The 18,204-nt window shown below is 68.0% G+C and carries 18 protein-coding genes and 1 tRNA gene; 11 read left to right on the top strand and 8 right to left on the bottom strand.

Going from position 1 to position 18,204, the window contains the following annotated elements; genetic code table 11:
• Positions 1-132 precede the first annotated feature (132 nt).
• Complete coding sequence (locus PTQ19_RS00175; protein ID WP_274367988.1) at positions 133-2,352, top strand: beta-N-acetylhexosaminidase; 2,220 nt, start codon at positions 133-135, stop codon at positions 2,350-2,352.
• A 10-nt stretch (positions 2,353-2,362) separates the two neighbouring features.
• On the opposite strand, the gene PTQ19_RS00170 is transcribed toward PTQ19_RS00175, so the two are convergent.
• The 3 genes from PTQ19_RS00170 to PTQ19_RS00160 form a co-directional block, all read right to left on the bottom strand.
• Positions 2,363-3,790 (bottom strand): LssY C-terminal domain-containing protein, encoded by a 1,428-nt coding sequence (locus tag PTQ19_RS00170; protein ID WP_274367987.1) that lies wholly within the window; start codon positions 3,788-3,790, stop codon positions 2,363-2,365.
• A 61-nt stretch (positions 3,791-3,851) separates the two neighbouring features.
• Positions 3,852-4,319 carry a hypothetical protein gene (locus tag PTQ19_RS00165; protein WP_274367986.1) on the bottom strand — a complete coding sequence of 156 codons (468 nt, stop codon included), beginning with the start codon at positions 4,317-4,319 and terminating at the stop codon, positions 3,852-3,854.
• Positions 4,320-4,425: 106 nt separating this feature from the next.
• A tRNA-Leu gene (locus PTQ19_RS00160) sits at positions 4,426-4,512 on the bottom strand.
• Between the two features lie 283 nt (positions 4,513-4,795).
• Here PTQ19_RS00160 and PTQ19_RS00155 point away from each other — a divergent pair.
• From PTQ19_RS00155 to pknB, 7 genes are read left to right on the top strand one after another with little or no spacing between them, the layout of a single operon-like run.
• The gene (locus PTQ19_RS00155; protein WP_274367985.1) at positions 4,796-5,479 is read left to right on the top strand and encodes an FhaA domain-containing protein; all 684 of its coding nucleotides are present in this window, start codon (positions 4,796-4,798) and stop codon (positions 5,477-5,479) included.
• Positions 5,476-5,970, top strand: coding sequence for an FHA domain-containing protein FhaB/FipA (locus PTQ19_RS00150; RefSeq protein WP_206821384.1), 495 nt, complete (start codon positions 5,476-5,478; stop codon positions 5,968-5,970). The genes PTQ19_RS00155 and PTQ19_RS00150 overlap by 4 nt, the downstream gene beginning before the upstream one ends.
• A gap of 14 nt (positions 5,971-5,984) precedes the next feature.
• Positions 5,985-7,292 (top strand): PP2C family protein-serine/threonine phosphatase, encoded by a 1,308-nt coding sequence (locus tag PTQ19_RS00145; protein ID WP_274367984.1) that lies wholly within the window; start codon positions 5,985-5,987, stop codon positions 7,290-7,292.
• Positions 7,289-8,671: an FtsW/RodA/SpoVE family cell cycle protein gene (locus PTQ19_RS00140; RefSeq protein WP_179409538.1), complete on the top strand. Its 1,383-nt coding sequence runs from the start codon at positions 7,289-7,291 to the stop codon at positions 8,669-8,671. The genes PTQ19_RS00145 and PTQ19_RS00140 overlap by 4 nt, the downstream gene beginning before the upstream one ends.
• Before the next feature lie 16 nt (positions 8,672-8,687).
• Complete coding sequence (locus tag PTQ19_RS00135; RefSeq protein WP_206822576.1) at positions 8,688-10,145, top strand: peptidoglycan D,D-transpeptidase FtsI family protein; 1,458 nt, start codon at positions 8,688-8,690, stop codon at positions 10,143-10,145.
• On the top strand, positions 10,142-11,917 hold the full coding sequence (locus PTQ19_RS00130) for a serine/threonine-protein kinase (protein ID WP_274367983.1): 1,776 nt from the start codon (positions 10,142-10,144) through the stop codon (positions 11,915-11,917). The genes PTQ19_RS00135 and PTQ19_RS00130 overlap by 4 nt, the downstream gene beginning before the upstream one ends.
• A gap of 39 nt (positions 11,918-11,956) precedes the next feature.
• Positions 11,957-13,639 carry a Stk1 family PASTA domain-containing Ser/Thr kinase gene (gene pknB / locus PTQ19_RS00125; protein ID WP_274367982.1) on the top strand — a complete coding sequence of 561 codons (1,683 nt, stop codon included), beginning with the start codon at positions 11,957-11,959 and terminating at the stop codon, positions 13,637-13,639.
• Here pknB and PTQ19_RS00120 read toward each other — a convergent pair.
• The 3 genes from PTQ19_RS00120 to PTQ19_RS00110 are packed head-to-tail and all read right to left on the bottom strand — an operon-like array spanning position 13,618 to position 15,187.
• On the bottom strand, positions 13,618-14,223 hold the full coding sequence (locus tag PTQ19_RS00120; RefSeq protein WP_274367981.1) for an anthranilate synthase component II: 606 nt from the start codon (positions 14,221-14,223) through the stop codon (positions 13,618-13,620). The two genes, pknB and PTQ19_RS00120, sit on opposite strands and share 22 nt — an antisense overlap.
• On the bottom strand, positions 14,220-14,375 hold the full coding sequence (locus PTQ19_RS00115; RefSeq protein ID WP_179409543.1) for a hypothetical protein: 156 nt from the start codon (positions 14,373-14,375) through the stop codon (positions 14,220-14,222). Before PTQ19_RS00115 ends, PTQ19_RS00120 begins: the two co-directional genes overlap by 4 nt.
• On the bottom strand, positions 14,375-15,187 hold the full coding sequence (locus tag PTQ19_RS00110; protein ID WP_179409544.1) for a class E sortase: 813 nt from the start codon (positions 15,185-15,187) through the stop codon (positions 14,375-14,377). Before PTQ19_RS00110 ends, PTQ19_RS00115 begins: the two co-directional genes overlap by 1 nt.
• 36 nt (positions 15,188-15,223) lie before the next feature.
• Here PTQ19_RS00110 and PTQ19_RS00105 point away from each other — a divergent pair, with 36 nt between their 5' ends.
• Entirely contained in the window at positions 15,224-15,463 is a 240-nt protein-coding gene (locus PTQ19_RS00105; RefSeq protein ID WP_179409545.1) for a cell division protein CrgA, read from the top strand.
• Positions 15,464-15,637: 174 nt separating this feature from the next.
• On the opposite strand, the gene PTQ19_RS00100 is transcribed toward PTQ19_RS00105, so the two are convergent.
• Together PTQ19_RS00100 and PTQ19_RS00095 are read right to left on the bottom strand one after the other, a co-directional pair.
• Positions 15,638-16,525, bottom strand: coding sequence for a rhomboid family intramembrane serine protease (locus PTQ19_RS00100; protein ID WP_274367980.1), 888 nt, complete (start codon positions 16,523-16,525; stop codon positions 15,638-15,640).
• A 21-nt stretch (positions 16,526-16,546) separates the two neighbouring features.
• On the bottom strand, positions 16,547-17,104 hold the full coding sequence (locus tag PTQ19_RS00095; RefSeq protein ID WP_274367979.1) for a peptidylprolyl isomerase: 558 nt from the start codon (positions 17,102-17,104) through the stop codon (positions 16,547-16,549).
• 137 nt (positions 17,105-17,241) lie between these two features.
• Here PTQ19_RS00095 and PTQ19_RS00090 point away from each other — a divergent pair, with 137 nt between their 5' ends.
• Together PTQ19_RS00090 and PTQ19_RS00085 are read left to right on the top strand one after the other, a co-directional pair.
• A complete protein-coding gene (locus PTQ19_RS00090; RefSeq protein WP_274367978.1) occupies positions 17,242-17,730 on the top strand; it encodes a DNA helicase in 489 nt (162 codons plus the stop codon).
• Positions 17,731-17,750: 20 nt separating this feature from the next.
• The gene (locus tag PTQ19_RS00085) at positions 17,751-18,200 is read left to right on the top strand and encodes an aminoacyl-tRNA deacylase (protein WP_224818449.1); all 450 of its coding nucleotides are present in this window, start codon (positions 17,751-17,753) and stop codon (positions 18,198-18,200) included.
• The last annotated feature ends 4 nt before the right edge of the window (positions 18,201-18,204 follow it).

Genomic DNA, 18,204 nt, shown 5'->3' with positions numbered 1-18,204 from the left:
GCTCCCGCTAGGGTGGGCGGAGCGAACTCCGCCCACCGGGCGGGCGCACAGCACCGAGAAGGGGGAGCGCTTCGTGCCTTCCGTCGTCCCGCATCCGATCTCGACCGATGTTCCGATGGGGGAGGTGACGGGATGCTGCTGAGCGAACGCCTGGCAAGTGAGGGGCTCGTGCGCGTGTACCGCGGCGTCTCGGTGATCGACGGCACGGGTGCCGAGCGCTACGTCGCCGACGTCGCGGTCGAGGGTGCGCGCGTGGCCGCCATCTCTCGGACGGATGCCACGGATGCGTTCGACGTGCCGACCGGCGCCGTCGAGATCGACGGCACCGCTCTCGTGCTGGCACCGGGCCTGATTGCTGAGGATGCTGCCGGTGGGTCACCGCTGGTGGGTGTGACCACCGTGTCGGGCGTACATGCCGCCGGCGTGATGAACGTCGCCGCGAGCGGATCTGCGCACGGATCTGCGCAGGCTTCCGACGCGAGTGCCGCGGCTCCGCGCTGCGGTCTTTCGCTGGAACATGCCGTGCGCCTGGCGTCCGCAGAGCCCGCCGCGCGTCTGGGGCTCGACCTCGGCGATGCGCCGCGCGGCGTCATCCGTGCCGGAGCGATCGCCGACCTGGTGCTCTTCGATGCCACCGACCTCGCACCCGAGCGACTGCGCACCGACCTCGCGCCCGTCGAGGTGCTCGTCGCCGGTGTACCGGTCGTCGCAGGCGGGGCTCTCACCGGCTCCCAGCCGGGACGGATGCTACGGGCGTCGTTGCCCCCCTACCTGGCGACGGTTCCCGCGGTGCAGCGCGAAGTCTATTCCGATCACGGAATGTTCACGCTGCGCGCCGACACACCTATCGTCGCGGACGCCGAACTGACGGGTATCGCCCGACAGCTCGGCGACTGGCTGCAGGTCGGCACCGAAGGTTCCGATGCGTCACATCGGCCGTCGATCACCCTGCGGGTCACCGACGACGTCAGCGACGACCGCGAAGGATTCCGCATCACCGTCTCGCCGACTCTCGTCGAGGTCGCCGGGGCGACGCCCGAGGGGGTCTTCCGCGGTGCGGTGACCCTACGCCAGCTCTGCACGCCGGAGAGCCCCGTGGGCTCCGAGCTGCCGGCGGGCACGTGGACGGGGGCGCCGGCCTTCGGTTGGCGCGGGGCGATGCTCGACGTGGCGCGGCACTTCCGTCCGGTCGACGACGTGCGCCGCCTGATCGACCTGCTCGCCGCGCACCACCTGAACGTGCTGCACCTGCATCTCACCGACGATCAGGGGTGGCGGTTCGAGGTGCCCGGCTACCCCCGATTGACCGAGATCGGTGCGGTGCGCGAGGCGACGCAGCTCGGCCACGGCCCACAGGCCACCGTGCAGCCCGGGCGACACGAAGGCTTCTACACCGCGGACGAGCTGCGTGGGCTGGTCGCCTATGCGGCCGAGCGGTTCGTCACGCTCGTACCCGAAGTCGAGCTGCCCGGGCACGTGCAGGCCGCGCTGGCCGCGTACCCCGAGCTCGGCAATACCGACGTCTCCGAACCGGCAACCAGCGCGTGGGAGCGCTTCGGGATCAACCACCGTACGCTCGCACCCACCGAGGCGGCGCTCGATTTCGGCTACGCGGCAATCGATGCCCTCTGCGGCATATTCGACTGTGAGTGGATTGGAATCGGCGGCGACGAGGTGTCGACGCAGGAGTGGGCCGCCAGCGCGGCCGCCCAAGAGCGGATGCTGCAGCTGGGCCTCACGTCCGTGCACGAGGTGCAGCCCTGGTTCACGCGCGCGTTCGTCGCCCACGTGCGCTCACGCGGACGCACCGCTCTCGCCTGGGATGAGGTGCTCGAAGGCGATGTGCCGGACGGTGTGCGGCTGCTCGCCTGGCGCGGTCCGGTTGCGATGGCTGAGGCGCTGCGCCGTGGCATCCCGGTGATCGGATGCCCCGATCTCGAGGCGTACCTCGACTACCCGCAGGCCGATACCGTCGATGAGCCGATCAGAGTGGGTCCACCGCTCCCGATCGAACGCGCCTACACGCTGCGCATCCCCGACGGGGCGGTTGGCGGCCAGGCCAACGTGTGGACCGAGCATCTGCCCACCCGCGACCGGGTCGACTTCGCGATGTTCCCCCGACTCTCGGCGATCGCCGAGCGGTTGTGGCTCGGCGGAGAGCCGGGATCGTTCGACGACTTCGCGGACCGCCTCGACGTGCACCTGCGCCGACTCGCCGCCGCCGGTGTGCAGTACCGACCACTCGACGGACCGCGTCCCGACCAGCGCCGACCGGGTGTGCCCGGCAAGCCAATGAGCATCGAGCAGCGCACGGCGATCGTCGACGAGCTGGTGGCGGGGCTGCGGCGCTAGCAGAGCGCATCTATGCGTCGCGCGCGCTGTGCCCCTTCGGGATGGTCGTGTGCGCGCGACGCAGACGCAGGTAGCGGATGCGCCGCGTCCACGCACTGGCACTGGCACTGGCAGACGACAGTGCCAGCAGAACGAGGATGTCCAGCGGCAGCCCGAGCAGATTGGCGCGCAGGCTCACCGGCGGACCGCCGTTGAAGTAGTCGATGGCCGAGACGACGACCGAGATGACACTCAGCGTCATCGCCAGGATACGGGCCCAGTTGCTGCCGCGATCGATCAGGCCGATGAGTGCGAACTGCGCGATGACACCGATCGTGGCCAGCAGGATCACGACGATCGCCGCGGTCTGCGCGACGACCTGTGCGTCCAGGTCGGCATCGTCGACATCGACCACCAACGAGGCGACGAAGGCATCCCAGCCGATGACGATGGAGGCGATGAACAGGAGCCCGGCGACGGCCCGCAACGCGAGTAGCAGCACGCCGAGCGTGATCGCGACGGGACGTCGATCAGCGGCCTCCTCGACCACGTCACCGGCCGCCTCGTACTCGGGGCGCGCCGGCACGTTCCGCAGGTCGACGATGGGCAGATCACCGTCGGTCGTGATCGTGTCGCCACCGCCGTTGCGGGAGTGGTACCCGGTGGAGAAGTCGCGGATGACGTCGACCTGCGCATCGGGGCACGCCGTCGCGAGCGTGGAGACGATGTGGTCGCGCTCCACATCGGTGTCGCGGTCGATCTTGTGGGTGATCTGCAGCGTGAACAGCGAGAAGCCCACGGCGCGGTCGAACGTACCCGCGCCCAGCCAATCGGCCTCGCCTCCACCCGGCAGCCGCCACCCTTCCGGGCAGCGCCAGAAGCGCACATGGTGACGCTTGGCCGGGTTTCCCTCGACCTCCTGCTGGTAAGCGAGGTCCTGTACCCGCCCGAACAGCAGCAGCGGGCTGACCGGCGCCTCGTCGTAGCTGCGTCTCGTCAGCGTCGACGTGACGATACGCATGCTGGTGCGCGCGGTGACCGGGTCGGCGCGCGTCCATCCGGCATCCGCCATCGCTGACTCAAGCTGCGCCTGGCTGCCACGGATCGCGAGGTTGATGGGGTCGCCGAGCAGTCCGTCGCTCGTCCGCGCACGCCCGATGAAGTACCCGGGCACGTAGATGCGGGTGAGGATGCTGTGCAGCCTCGGCAGCAGCAGGTAGGCGAGCAACGCCCAGAAGAGCACGAAGAAGAGGAACAGCCACCAGCCCCAGCTGAGGCTCTCGCGGGCGAGCAACCAGGCCAGCCAGATCGCGGCGAGAGTGGCGACGACGAAGTAGACGTCGTCGACGATCCGCCCGCGCCGCACGTGCAACGGGCGGGCCGCACGTTTGCCCGGGTCGCCGGGCACTCCGCTGTTCGCATCGCCGAAGCCGGCGGCTCGACCCTCTGCGCGGGACATACCGTCATAGTAGGTCGTCAGCGCGGTCGTCAAGCACCGACGTGCGACGGCACCTTCGGGGTCAGTACTCGTCTTCGGTGGGGCGCGGCCCGTTGGCGTCCTGACTCGCGAGCACGAGCGCGGTGATGGTGAGGGCGATCATGATGATCCCCGCCGGGTTGGCGACGCCGACGGCGACGTCGAGGGCGGGTTGGCGGGTGCCGCTGATGATGGTCTGCAGTCCGTCGGGTGTGATGTCGGGGATCGTGAGACCGAGAAGGATGCCGCATGCCCAGGCGCCGATGAGAGTGCTGCGCGTCGAGGGGCGCAGCGTGAACCCGCGGTCGGCCGTGCGGGCGATGGCCCGGGCGATGAAGATGTGCAGCACGATGACCACGACGCCGATCATCAGGTACGCGGTGACGAGTTCACCCCCGGCGCCGAACAGGAAGCGTCCGAGCACGATCCACAGGGCGAGCGCCGTGCCGGCGACGAGAACGACGATGCCGCGGGACGTACCCGTCCGCGAGGACTGCTCAACAGACTCCATGCTTCGAGCCTAGGAGGCCCGCGTAAGAGTGCCTGCGCGGTTGCGGGGCCGACTGGTGCGCGGAAACACGAGAGGCCCGGATCCTGAGATCCGGGCCTCTTTTCCGTGGTGCGCGAGGGGGGACTTGAACCCCCACGCCCTTGCAGGCACTGGCACCTGAAGCCAGCGCGTCTACCTATTCCGCCACTCGCGCATGTTGTCTTCCGCAGAAGCCAACCTCCCAAAGATATCACGGTTCTCCCCCTGCTTTTGCACACCCCCTGTCACCCCCCCCGTCGCCCCGTCCACCCCCGCTGAGAAACCACTTCCCGTCTGAAACACCACGTGCGGGGTGGTTTCTCATACGGGAAGTGGTTTCTCACGGGGAGGAGAGCGTGACGCGGGCGGGCGAGATTCACGACTGCGCAACGTCGGGGGCGCGTTTTCAGGCCGCACCGATACGATGACGTGACCGATCAGCATGCCAAAGGAACCCCGTGGGACTACTCGACAGCTTTGAGAAGGGTCTGGAACGCGCCGTCAACGGTGCCTTCGCCAAGACCTTCCGCAGCGGCATCCAGCCGGTCGAGATCGCCTCCGCCCTGCGCCGCGAGGCCGACACGAAGGCCGCGGTGGTCAGCCGCGATCGGATCATCACCCCCAGCGACTACCTGGTGCGCCTGAGCCCCGAAGACGATGAGCGGATGCGATCCCTCGGCCGCGCACTGCATGACGAGCTCTACACTCTGCTGACCAAGCACGCCCGCACGCAGGGATACAGTTTCGCCGGCCCGCTCTCGATCGCCATCGAGGCCGATGACCGCATCGCGACCGGCACCGTCCGCGTGAACTCCAGCTCCGTCGAGAGCCGCGTCAGCTGGCAGGGTGTCGTCGAGATCGACGGGCGACAGCATCCTCTCGCCGGCGCGCGCACCGTGATCGGGCGCGGCAGCGACGCCGACCTGACCATCGCCGACGCGGGCTCCAGCCGGCGCCACGCAGAGATCCTCTGGGACGGCGAACGCGCCCTGCTGCGCGATCTGGGCTCCACCAACGGCACCAAGCTCGAGGGGCAGAAGGTGCGCGAAGCCGCCCTGACGCCCGATGCGACCTTCACCATCGGTCGCACCGAGCTGACCTTCCGTGTCGTCCCGCTCACGAGCAAGGAGGGCACCCGATGAGTGAACTGATGCTGCTAGTGCTGCGCATCGGCTTCCTGGTGATGCTGTGGTTCTTCGTCTTCGGCGTCGTCTACTCGCTGCGTTCCGACCTGTTCGGCGTGCGCGTGCGCAAGATGCCGGCCGGTGAAGCGGGTGCGGCGCCCGTGGCATCCGCGCGCGCCGCCGCACCGCGCCCGACCGCATCATCGGCGCAGGTCGCGACGCGGCTGGTGATCACCTCGGGACCGAAGGTGGGGCTCGAAGTCCCCCTCGGCGCCGCTGACTCGATGACCATCGGCCGGTCCAGCGAATCAGGCCTGGTCATCCGAGACGACTACACCTCCAGCCACCACGCTCGCCTCTCGAAGCGGGGCGACATCTGGACCCTGCAGGACCTCGGCTCGACCAACGGCACCTTCCTCGCCGGCCAGCGTCTCGGCGATACCCCCACGCAGGTCGCCCTCGGCACCCCCATCAAGGTGGGCGCCACAACGTTCGAGCTGCGAGCGTAAGGGCGCGCACCACGATGGTCTTCGAGGGCTCGAGCGCCGCGATCTCCCACACCGGGAAGGTCCGCTCCAACAACCAGGACTCCGGCTACTCCGGCGCGAACCTGTTCGTCGTCGCCGACGGCATGGGCGGGCATGCCGGAGGCGACGTCGCCTCGAGCATGGCCATCGCCCGCATGGAGGGCCTCGACCAGGCCTACGCGAGCACCGACGACGCCCAGGCCTCGTTGCAGGCCGCGGCCACCAGCGCGGCATCCGACCTCGTGCGCGCGTCGAAGGAGCGCCCTGAGCTCGCCGGCCTCGGCACCACGCTCAGCGCCATCGTCATGGTCGACGACTACGCCGTGATCGGGCATATCGGCGACTCGCGCATCTACCTGTACCGCGACGACGCGCTCACCCAGATCACCACCGACCACACGTTCGTCCAGCGCCTGGTCGACTCGGGGCGCATCACCGTCGAAGAAGCGCGCTACCACCCGCGCCGTTCGGTGCTGATGCGCGTACTCAGCGACATGGACATCGCGCCCGACCTCGACATGTTCGTCATGCCGACTCGGCCGGGCGATCGCTGGTTGCTGTGCTCGGACGGCCTGTCCGGTGTCGTCGACGACGAGCACATCGCCAAGGCGATGGGGCTGGGCCTCGCCCCGGGCCGCACGGCCGACAACCTGCTCAAGCAGGCGCTCGACGGCGGCGCCCCCGACAACGTCACGGTCGTCCTCGTCGACGTCGGTGGCGCGCATCCGCTCTCTTCCGGCACACCCACCATCGTCGGAGCGGCGTCCACCCCGTCGGATCTGCCGATGCCGACCGTGCGCCCCTCGCTCAGCAGCTGGCTGCACCCGGTGCGGCAGGCCGCCAACGAGCCCAGCCACTTCGAGCCCGACTCCGACTACTTCGAGGAGATCATTGAAGAGGATCGCCGCCGCGCGCGTCGTCGACGCGCGGCATGGCTGGTGGCGCTGTTCCTCGCGATCGCCGCGCTCGTCGGCGCTGGGATGCTGGCGTACAACTGGACGCAGACGCGCTACTTCGTCGGCGCCGATGACGACAGCGTCGTGATCTTCCGCGGTGTGCAGCAGAACCTCGGCCCGCTCTCGCTGTCGACCGAGGTGCACGACACCGGCATCCTGCTCGCCGATCTTCCCTCGTACCAGCGCGCCTCGGTCGAGCGCACGATCAACGCCCGTTCGTACACCGACGCGCTGGCGATCACCGAGCGACTGCGGGCCAGCGAGCTGGCCCCGGTTCCCGAGGCGACCCCGGTTCCTGAGATCTCGCCGACGGCGACGCCCCTGCCCACGGAGGTGCCGACACCATGACCGCCGTGAGTGCCGACACCAGCGTCGTGAAGGCGCTGAAGAAGCTTCGGATGCCGCAGAAGCAGCGCAACCGTGAGTTCTGGCTGCTGCTGTTCGCGATCGCGATCGCCGGCTCGGCCCTGACCCTGGTGCAGCTGGGCGCCCTAGGCGTCGTCGATCCGATGATCCTGGCGATCGGCGGCGGACTGGCCGTACTGGTCTTCGCGCTGCACATCGTGCTGCGCTTCGTCGCATCCGATGCCGATCCGTTCGTGCTGCCGATCGCGACGGTGCTCACCGGCCTGGGCATCGCGATGATCTACCGCATCGACATCGCCCAGAACAACACCGGCTGGGAAGCGTTCTCGACCAAACAGCTGGCCTGGACCGCGATCTCGATCGCCGGGGCGATCGCCCTGGTCGTACTGCTGCGCAATTACCGGGTGCTGTACCGGTACACGTACATTTCGGGCCTGGCCGGCATCGTGCTGCTGATCCTGCCGTTCATCCCCGGGCTCGGCGCGACGGGCGCGAACGCCGATGTGTGGGTATCGATCGGTGGCCTGTTCTCGTTCCAGCCGGGTGAGCTCGCAAAGATCTGTCTGGCGATCTTCTTCGCCGGTTACCTCGTGCGCACCCGCGAGAGCCTCAGCTCGGTGGGCAAGAAGTTCCTCGGCATCACCTGGCCGCGCATGCGCGAGCTCGGGCCGGTGCTGGTGGTCTGGCTGATCTCGCTGCTGATCATCGTCACCCAGCGCGACCTTGGCACCGGGATGCTGATCTTCGGCATGTTCATCGCCATGCTGTACGTCGCGACCGGCAAGACCAGCTGGGTGCTGATCGGCCTTGCGGGTGTCGCCGTCGGCGTGTTCTTCGCCACGCGGGTGCTTGCCTACGTGCAGGGTCGCTTCACGAACTGGCTCGACGCGTTCAACCCCGACGTGATCGCCGCCGACGGTGGCAGCTACCAGCTCGTCGAGGGCATCTTCGGCCTCGCGCACGGCGGGCTCATCGGCACGGGTTGGGGACAGGGCCGGCCGCACATCACGCCCCTGTCGCACAGCGACTACATCATCCCGAGTCTCGGCGAAGAGCTTGGCATCGTCGGGCTGTTCGCCATCCTGTGCCTCTACATGGTCTTCGTCAGCCGCGGCCTGCGCATCGGGCTGGCCGGCCAGGACGACTTCGGAAAGCTGCTCGCTACCGGCCTGTCGTTCACGATCGCGCTGCAGGTGTTCATCATGGTCGGCGGTGTCACCCGGGTGATCCCGCTGACGGGTCTGACGACGCCGTTCCTCGCTGCCGGTGGCTCGTCGCTCGTGGCGAACTGGTTGATCGTGGCGCTGCTGCTGCGCATCAGCGATGCCGTGCGTCGTCAGCCCAGGGTCGTGATCGGATGAGAGAGGTGGTGAACGGATGACGAAAGAGCTGCGCCGCCTGAGCTTCGTCGTGCTGGCGATGTTCCTGTCGCTGTTCCTGGCCACGAGCTGGATCCAGGTCGTCGACGCCGACAACCTCGCCCAGAACCCGGCGAACACCCGCACGCGTCTGGACAGTTTCGAGATCCAGCGCGGATCGATCATCGTCGACGGGGCGGCGATCGCGTCATCGGTGCCGTCGGATGACCGCTACCAGTACCAGCGCGTCTACACCGACCCGATGATGTGGGCGCCGGTCACCGGCTACGTCAACCCCGCACTGAACTCGGCAACCGGCATTGAGAGCGCCTTCAACGCCGATCTCTCGGGCACCGGGTCGAACCGGTTCTTCAGCGAGATCGAGCGGATCCTGTCGGGTCAGCCCCAACAGGGTCTCAGCGTCGAGCTGACGCTGGATGCCCGCGCGCAGCGCGCGGCCTACGAGGCCCTGGACGGGCTGCAGGGAGCCGTCGTCGCCATCGAGCCCGCCACCGGTCGCGTGCTCGCGATGGCATCCACCCCCGGGTACGACACGAACACGCTCGCGGCGCACGACCCCGCGGCGGTCAATGCCGCGCACGACGAACTCGCCGCAGATCCCACCAAGCCGCTCTACAACCGCGGCATCGCCGGCAAGCTGAACCCGCCGGGTTCGACGTTCAAGGTCGTCGTGGTCGCCGCTGCACTGGCATCCGGTGACTGGACCATGGAGTCGACGCTCCCGAACCCCGCGCGCTACACCCTGCCGGGTACCTCGACGCAGATCTCGAACGCATGGGGTGGCACCTGCGGCCCGGGGGAGACCGCAACCATCGCCGAGGCACTCAAGCTGAGCTGCAACATCCCCATGGCACAGTTGGCGGTCGCGCTCGGCGACGAGGCCATCCGCGAGACCGCCGAGAGGTTCGGGTTCAACACCGAGTTCGAGATCCCGCTGCAAGTCACCGAATCGAGCTACCCGCGCGGACTGAACGACCCCGAGACGGCGCTCACCGGTTTCGGACAGGGGCAGGTCACGGCGACGCCGCTGCAGATGGCGATGGTCTCGGCCGGGGTCGGCAATGCAGGAACGGTCATGAAGCCGCGCATGGCGGATGCCGTCATCGGTGACGACTTCGCTGTGCACCAGCAGTTCACCGACGAGGCGTTCGATCAGGTGCTCGACGCCGAGGATGCCGCCGCGCTGACTGCCGTGATGGTCGCGGGCGTCGAGTCGGGAGCCGCGACGGGTGCAAGAATAGATGGCGTCGATGTCGCCGGAAAAACAGGCACAGCGCAGAACGGTGAAGACGCACCGTACACGCTGTGGTTCACAGGTTTTGCGCCCGCGGATGATCCGCAGGTCGCAGTGGCGGTCCTCGTCGAAGACGGCGGTGGAAAGGGTCAGTCGGGAACGGGCAATGAGCTCGCCGCCCCGATTGCGAAGAAGGTCATAGAGGCGGTGCTGGGCAGATGAGGCCGACGCAGGGTGTGTCGTTCGGAGGACGCTACGAGCTGCTGTCGCGTATCGCGATCGGCGGCATGGGCGAGGTGTGGGAGGCGACGGATCACGTCATCGGCCGCACCGTCGCCATCAAGATCCTCAAAGACGAGTACATGGGCGACCCCGGGTTCCTCGAGCGCTTCCGCGCCGAGGCCCGTCACGCCGCACTGGTCAACCACGAAGGCATCGCCAGCGTCTTCGATTACGGCGAGGAGAACGGCTCGGCCTACCTCGTCATGGAGCTCGTGCCCGGTGAGGCGCTGTCGACGATCCTCGAGCGTGACGGTGCGCTGAGCGCCGACAAGACGCTCGACATCGTCGCGCAGACCGCAGCCGCGTTGCAGGCCGCGCACGCGGCCGGGCTGGTGCACCGCGACATCAAGCCGGGAAACCTGCTGATCACCCCCGACGGCCGCGTCAAGATCACCGACTTCGGCATCGCACGCATCGCCGACCAGGTGCCGCTGACGGCCACCGGTCAGGTCATGGGCACAGTGCAGTACCTGTCGCCCGAGCAGGCGTCGGGGCACCCGGCGTCGCCCGCGACCGACATTTATTCGCTCGGTATCGTCGCGTACGAGAGCCTTGCCGGCAAGCGCCCGTTCACGGGTGAGTCGCAGGTCGCGATCGCGATGGCGCAGATCAACGAGCAGGCGCCTCCGCTGCCGGCGACCGTGCCGCAGCCGGTGCAGAACCTCGTGATGGCGATGATCGCCAAGAAGCCCGCCGACCGGCCGTCTTCGGCCGCGACCGTCGCCAGAGCCGCGCAGGCGCTGCGCCGCGGCGATCTGAACTCGGCCGCGATCGCCGTTCCCGCCATCGCGGCGGCCGCCGGTGCGGCCATGCTCGACGACGCCACGCGGGTGCTCACCGGTGCAGACGATGCCACGCGCATCATGCCGACCACGGCGCAGCTTCCCACTGAGGGAGCCGCGGAGGGCGAAGAGACCGAGAAGAAGAAGCGCAGCCCCTGGACCTGGCCGCTGATCGCGCTGATCGTGCTGCTGGTGCTCGTGCTGGGCGGCACGCTATTGGCGCTGCTGGGCAACCCGCAGGACCGCGACGAGGTCCCGACAACGCCGCCGACCTCGCAGTCCGAGACACCCACCGAAGAGCCCACACCGTCTGATACGCCCACGGCGGCGCTGGTCAATGTGGGCGATCTGAACCTGGTCGGCATGGCCTGCCCGGATGCGGTGACGATCCTCGAGCAGAACGGGCTTGTCGGCGAGTGCGTCGCCGGGAACACCCCGGCCCCCTCTGCGGATCAGCAGAACCGGGTGCAGAGCGTCAGCAACACGGGCAATGTTCCCGAGGGCACCACGATCACACTCACGACGTACGCGGCTCCCGTCGAGATCCCGCAGCCCAGCTCGGCGCCGACGCTCAGCGGCGACGCCGTCGAGGGCGAGCCGGTGACGCTCAACTGGACCAACTTCGAATGCCCGAACGGTGTGCCCGCGCTCTCGGCGTACTCGGTCAAGCTGACGAACGCGGTCTTCAGCGACACGAACAACGCCGAGCAGAGTTTCGGCCCCAACCAGCGCACCGCGGAGATCACGATCAACGACGGCACCGCCGGGCAGCAGGTCACCGCATCATATGTGGCGTACTGCGGAGACGAGCGCCCCTCGCCCCGTTCACCCCAGATGGAGGTGCTGATCGTTCAGGCGACGCCGGACGGCGGCAACGGCGGCGGAAACGAACAGGGCTCCGGCGACGTGGTTCCGCCCGTCGGCGGGTAGCCTGTTAGCGAATCAGACAGCACCGAGAGAGGGTCATCTGTGTCGACAGAGCCGCGCATCATCGCGGGCCGCTACCGAGTGGACGAGGTCATCGGCCAGGGCGGCATGGCGAAGGTTCATCGTGGCTACGACCTGACCCTCGGGCGCGATGTCGCGATCAAGATCCTCGACCCCGATCTCGCTCGTGACGCCGCGTTCCGCACACGGTTCCGTCTTGAAGCGCAGGCGGCGTCGCGCATGTCGCATCCGTCTATCGTGCGCGTGTACGACGCCGGTGACCCGGGCGCCCAGGCAGAGCCGTACATCGTCATGGAGCTCGTGCACGGCACGTTGCTGAAGGATCTGATCGCGGACGGACCGGTGCCCGTCGCCGACGCCATCCGGTACACCGACGGCATCCTCGAGGCTCTCGACTACTCGCACCGCGCCGGCGTCGTGCACCGCGACATCAAACCGGGCAACGTGATGGTGACGACCACCGGTGCCGTGAAGGTGATGGACTTCGGCATCGCGCGTGCCGTGTCGGACTCGTCGTCGACGGTCGCCGAGACCACGCAGATCATCGGCACGGCAGCGTACTTCTCGCCGGAGCAGGCCAAGGGCGAGTCGGTCGATGCGCGCACCGACCTGTACTCCGCTGGCGTGGTGCTCTACGAGCTGCTCACCGGGCGTCAGCCGTTCCGCGGCGACTCGCCGGTGGCGGTCGCCTATCAGCACGTCAGTGAGACGCCCGAGCCACCGAGTGAGCTGAACGAGGCGTTGCCCCGGGTATTGGATGCCATCGTGCTGCGCGCTCTGGCGAAGGATCCGTACCAGCGCTTTCCCGACGCGGGCTCGTTCCGGGCCGCGCTGAAGGAGGTCGCCGCCGGCTACGCACCCACCAAGAAGGACATCGGGGCGCTGACCAGCGAGCTGTACGGCCCCAGCCCGCGCCAGGCCCAGGAGACCGCGCGGTCGCTGCGTCAGCTGAGCACCGATGCCACCATGACCCGCACGCAGTCCGGCCCGCCGGTCGCGTGGATCTGGGCCGGCGTCGCTCTGCTGGCCGTGCTGCTGATCTCGGTGCTGTTCTGGGTGATCAGCCTGGCGAGTGCTCCGACGGAGGTGCCGACCACTACGGTGACCGTGCCGAGCGTGGCGAACCTGACCTCGAGCGAGGCTGAAGAAGCGCTCACGGACGAGGGTCTGGTCGCCGACCTGCGTGATGAGGCGAGCACCGACGTCGACGAGGGCAATGTGATCCGCACGCAGCCCGCCAGCGGCGAGAAGGTCGACGAGGGCACCACGGTGATCGTCTACGTCTCCACCGGTGCCGACACCGTGACGATGCCGAGCATCGAGGGACTCACGCAAGACGCCGCGACCAAGGCGCTCACCGATGCCGGCCTCACCCTGGGCACGGTACGGCAGCAGAACGACCCCGACACCGGGGCAGGAATCGTGCTGAGCGCGAGCGTCGAGCCCGAAGCAGAGGTGGCTCCTGACACCGTCGTCGATCTCGTGGTCGCCAATGGCCGGGTCACCATCGAAGACATGACCGGCTGGTCGCTGGATGCCGCCACCCGCCAGCTCGAGAAGCTCGGCCTGACGGCTGCGCCCGTCGAGTTGGGCACGTGCTCGGACGGTCAGGTCCCGGGTGTGGTGGTCTCGATGTCAGAGGCCCCGGGCGAGGTGCCGATCAACTCGACCGTCGAGCTGCGTCACTGCGTCGCCGGCGAGTGAGTCGGCGCGGCGACCCCTGACAGCCAGTTCTGCAGCATCCGATGCCCGCTTTCGGTGAGCACGCTCTCGGGGTGGAACTGCACGCCGACGATCGGTAGCTCCTCGTGAGCGACGGCCATCACGGTGCCGTGCTCGGCGCGCGCGGTGACGCGCAGCGTCGCCGGCAGATCCGCGAGAGCGAGCGAGTGGTAGCGTCCGGCGTCGAAGGGCGATCGGATGCCCGTGAACAGCGCCGAACCGTCGTGGGTGACGTGCGACACCATCCCGTGCATCAGTTCGGGGGCGCGTGCCACGGTTCCACCGAATGCTTCGCCGATCGCCTGGTGTCCGAGGCAGACGCCGAGCAGGGGCATCCGTCGGTCTGCCGCCAGCCTTACGACGGCGACGGATGCACCGGCGTCGGCGGGTGTGCCGGGCCCGGGTGAGATCATCACCGCATCGTGCGCACCGAGCAGCGCCGGCCAGTCGGCGTCGGACGCATCGGCCTCGACCATCGTGACGTCCGCGCCGAGTTCGCGCAGGTATCCGATGAGGGTGTGCACGAAGCTGTCGTGGTTGTCGACGACCAGCACGCGCACGCTCATGCCAGGTCGACCTCTTCGGGCAGGATGTACGGGCTCACCCACGGGAAGACGTGGAAGAACAGGGCGTACAGCACGGCGGCGAGCACGATCAGCACGATCAGCAGCCGCACCCACCACGGGCCGGGCAGCAGGCGCCACAGGGCGGCGTACATCAGCGGACTCCTTCGGACGGTGCGGCTCCGGCAGACGGCGTCGCCGCCTCGACCGATGCCAGTGATGCCGGCGGGCCCTCGGCCCGCGGCTGGAACGACTCGAACACGCCGTAGGCGACGATGCGCTCGGCGAGCGAGTACAGCGGTGAGCACGCGGTGAGGGTGATGTAGCGCTCGTCGGTGTCGAGCTCGGGCATCTGGGGCACGTCCAGCAGCACATCCACCTGGGTGGGCGTGACGTACTGGAGAGTGCGGAAACGGTACGTGAACCAGCCCTCGGGCGTCTCGACCACGATCGCGTCGTCCAGCTTGAGCTTGTCGACCTTGTTGAACGGCATGCCCCACGTGGTGCGATGACCGGCCAGTGAGAAGTTGCCCACCTCACCGGGCATCTTCGACTGTTCGTAGAGCCCGATGCCGATCGTGTCGAGGGTGCGGGCGCGGCTGGTGCCGCCGGCGATGTGCACGTTGTAGTCGTCGCCGAACCGGGGGATGAGCATGTTCGCGAAGATCTCGGCGTCGTCCGGGTGGGGCAGCACGGGCGGCTCGTAGACGAGCTCGCCGTCCTGCTCGATGGCGGGCGGCGGCTCAGGGGCGGGAACGGCCGCCCATTCCTGCGACAGCTCGGCGCCCTTGGCGTTGTTCTCGGCGCCGATGATGATGTCGCCGATCCACATCTGCCAGGCGACGAACAGCAGCACGAGCGTGCCGGCCGTCAGCAGCAGCTCACCGAGGACGCTCGTGAAGGTCGCCCTCGGGCGCGATCGGCGCGCTGCGCGGCGCGATCGGCGCGAGGAGCCGTGTTCGTGCATAGGGAAAGTCTATTCACCCGGGCTAGACTGACTCGCATGGCACGATCCCGCGTACCCGAAGAGCCCGTCGACCGCCCCGAGGGCACCGATGAGGCCCCCAACGCTGTCTGGTTCAAGCCCGTCATGGTCGGCTTCATGCTGCTCGGGCTCATCTGGATCCTGGTGTACTACATCTCAGGTTCGCGCTTTCCGATCCCTGGCCTCGACGCCTGGAACCTCGGCATCGGTCTGGGCATCGCGCTGATCGGCTTCCTGATGACCACACGCTGGCGCTGACCAGCATCCGTTTCTTCACACGAGGCCCCCTCACGAACGTGAGGGGGCCTCGTGCTATCCCCAGAAAGTTGTTAACAGCGGGGGAGAACTGTGAATAACACCGGTGTAATTCTCCCCATCTGTGGAGAGTCCTGTGGATAACTCCGTGTAAAACCTGCGGATGCCGCGCAGGACTCAGCCGAAGACGCCCGCGGCGATCAACGCCGGCGGCACGAACGCGGTGAGCCCGATCAGCACGACGACCAGCGCCACCAGCAGCCAGATCTGTGCGGTGCGCTGCTTCCGCTGCCGTGTGCGCGTGAAGATGTAGGCCACGGCGGCACCGACGAGGGCACCACCCAGGTGTGCCTGCCACGAGATGCGCTCAACGAACAGCCCGAACGCGAAGTTGATGCCGAGCACGACGAGGATGCCCGTGACGTTGGCACCGATGTGGCGGCCGATGATCAGCAGCGCGGCCATCAGACCGAAGACGCCACCCGATGCACCGACGGTGAGCGTGTTGGGCGCCAGACATGCGACGGCGACAGAGCCACCGAACCCGCTGATGAGGTACAGGCTCAAGAAGCGCCAGCGCCCCAGCATCGGTTCGAGCGACCGCCCCAGCATCCACAGCGCGAGCATGTTCAGACCGAGGTGGATGAAGCCGCCGTGCAGCAGCATCGCGGTGAGCATGCGCCACGGCTCGAACGGGGCACCCGACAGGTCGGGGTAGAGAAAGGCCGGCGCAAAGATGAGCGCGCGTTGGATGTAGCCGCCGATGACCGGAACCATCTGCAGCAGGCTGACCGCCGCGGTGACGGCGATGATCGCGTAGGTGACCAGCGGACGCCCGTCAGCGGCGATTGATCCGCCCCAGCGGCGCTGCGCCCGACGCTGGGCGGGCGTGCGCGCCTTGCGCTCGGCCTTCATGCATTCCGGACAGATCACACCGACCGGTGCCTGGGTCTGGCACTCGGGGCAGATCGTGCGCATGCATCGCTGACAGAGCACGAAGCTCTGCCGATCCGGATGCCGGTAGCAGAAGTTCTCGCGGTTCTGCGTGAGGTCTGGCGAGGTCATCCGGATCGGCTCGTGCTCTCGTCAGGCCGCGACGATGTCGATCGACTGCAGCACGACCGGCTCGACCGGGCGGTCGCCGGCACCGGTGGGAACGGCCGAGATCGCGTCGACGACGGCCTTCGAAGCGTCATCGGCGACCTCGCCGAAGATGGTGTGCTTCCCCATCAGCCACGGGGTCGGGTCGGTGGTGATGAAGAACTGCGAGCCGTTGGTGCCCTCGGCCTGACCGGTGATCGCGTTGCGACGCTGACCGGCGTTGGCCATGGCGAGGATGTACGGCGCGTTGAAGTTCAACTCGGGGTGGATCTCGTCGTTGAAGTTGTAGCCGGGGCCACCGATGCCCTGACCGAGCGGGTCGCCGCCCTGAATCATGAAGTTCGGGATGATGCGGTGGAAGATGACGTCCTTGTACAGGGGGCCTTCACCGGGCTTGCCCGTGGCGGGGTCGGTCCAGTCCTTCGACCCGTCGGCGAGGCCGACGAAGTTCGCGACCGTGTTGGGCGCGTGGTCGCCGAACAGGTTGATGACGATGTCACCGTGGTTGGTGTGCAGGGTTGCGACGTGAGAAGCGTGAGCCATGGCTCCATTGTCTCAGAGCGACTCTTGAACAAGCCGCGTATCGTGTACGCCTACAGCACATCGACAAGACTGTGCTGTCGTTCAGTCTGTTCTGGTTAGATGAGTGCTGAACGGACTCCGACCGACGGGAGAGCAACGTGAACCTCAGCCGTAAGCGCAAGAAGGAACTGCGCCAGCTTCAAAAGAACGCCGGCCGACTCTGGGAATCGCAGCAGGTTCTCGTGGCCGATGCCGCAGAGATCGCACGCGAGGCCGGACGCCAGCTCGGCAACTTCAACCGTGAGCAGGTCGTGCCCGCGATGCATGACTCCTACGAGCGCCACGTCGCTCCGACGGTGAACCGCGGCAAGAAGGTCGTCGATGAGCGGGTCGTCCCGATCGTCGGCGGCGTCGTCGGCACCGCCCTGTCGGCATGGGATGTCGCGAATCAGAAGCGGCACGTGCTGACCGGTCGGCCCGTCCCCGTGGCCGTGCCCGAGAAGAAGGGCCTGGGCCTCGGTTCGGTCATCGCCATCGTGCTCGGTGCCGCTGCCGCCGTGGGCGTTGTCGTCGCCGCATGGCAGGCGCTGCGTGCCGATGATGAGCTGTGGGTCGCTGACGACCCGCTGTCGCCGCCCAACGTGTGACATCCGATCCGCACCGCAGGGTGCGCGACGCTGCGACCGCTCGCGGTCTCGAGATCGAGATCCGCGAGCGGCCTGACGCGCGCAGTCTGCACGAGGCCGCTGAACTGCTCGGGCTCACGCCGTCCGACATCGTGAAGACCCTGGTGGTCAAGAAGTCGGATGACACGTACTTGTTCGCGTTGGTGCCCGGCGGCCGATCGATCTCGTGGCCGAAGCTGCGCGCCGTCGTCGGCGTCAACCGGCTTCGGCTGCCGGAACCCGACCTCGCACTGGCCGCGACCGGATATGAACGCGGCACGATCGTCCCGATCGGCAGCACGGTTGACTGGCCCGTGTACGTCGACGAGACGGTGCTCGGCCGACGGGTCGCGATGGGCGCCGGAAGTCACGGCTTCAGCCTGTTCGTCGACGCGGATGCCCTCGTGCGCGCCTACGACGCGACGATCGCCGACATCTCCGTCCCGGAGTGATCTC

The organism is Microbacterium esteraromaticum (assembly GCF_028747645.1).
Lineage (GTDB): Bacteria > Actinomycetota > Actinomycetes > Actinomycetales > Microbacteriaceae > Microbacterium > Microbacterium esteraromaticum_C.
Note: the sequence above shows the minus strand (reverse complement) of the source record. Positions and strands in the feature narration are given on the sequence as shown.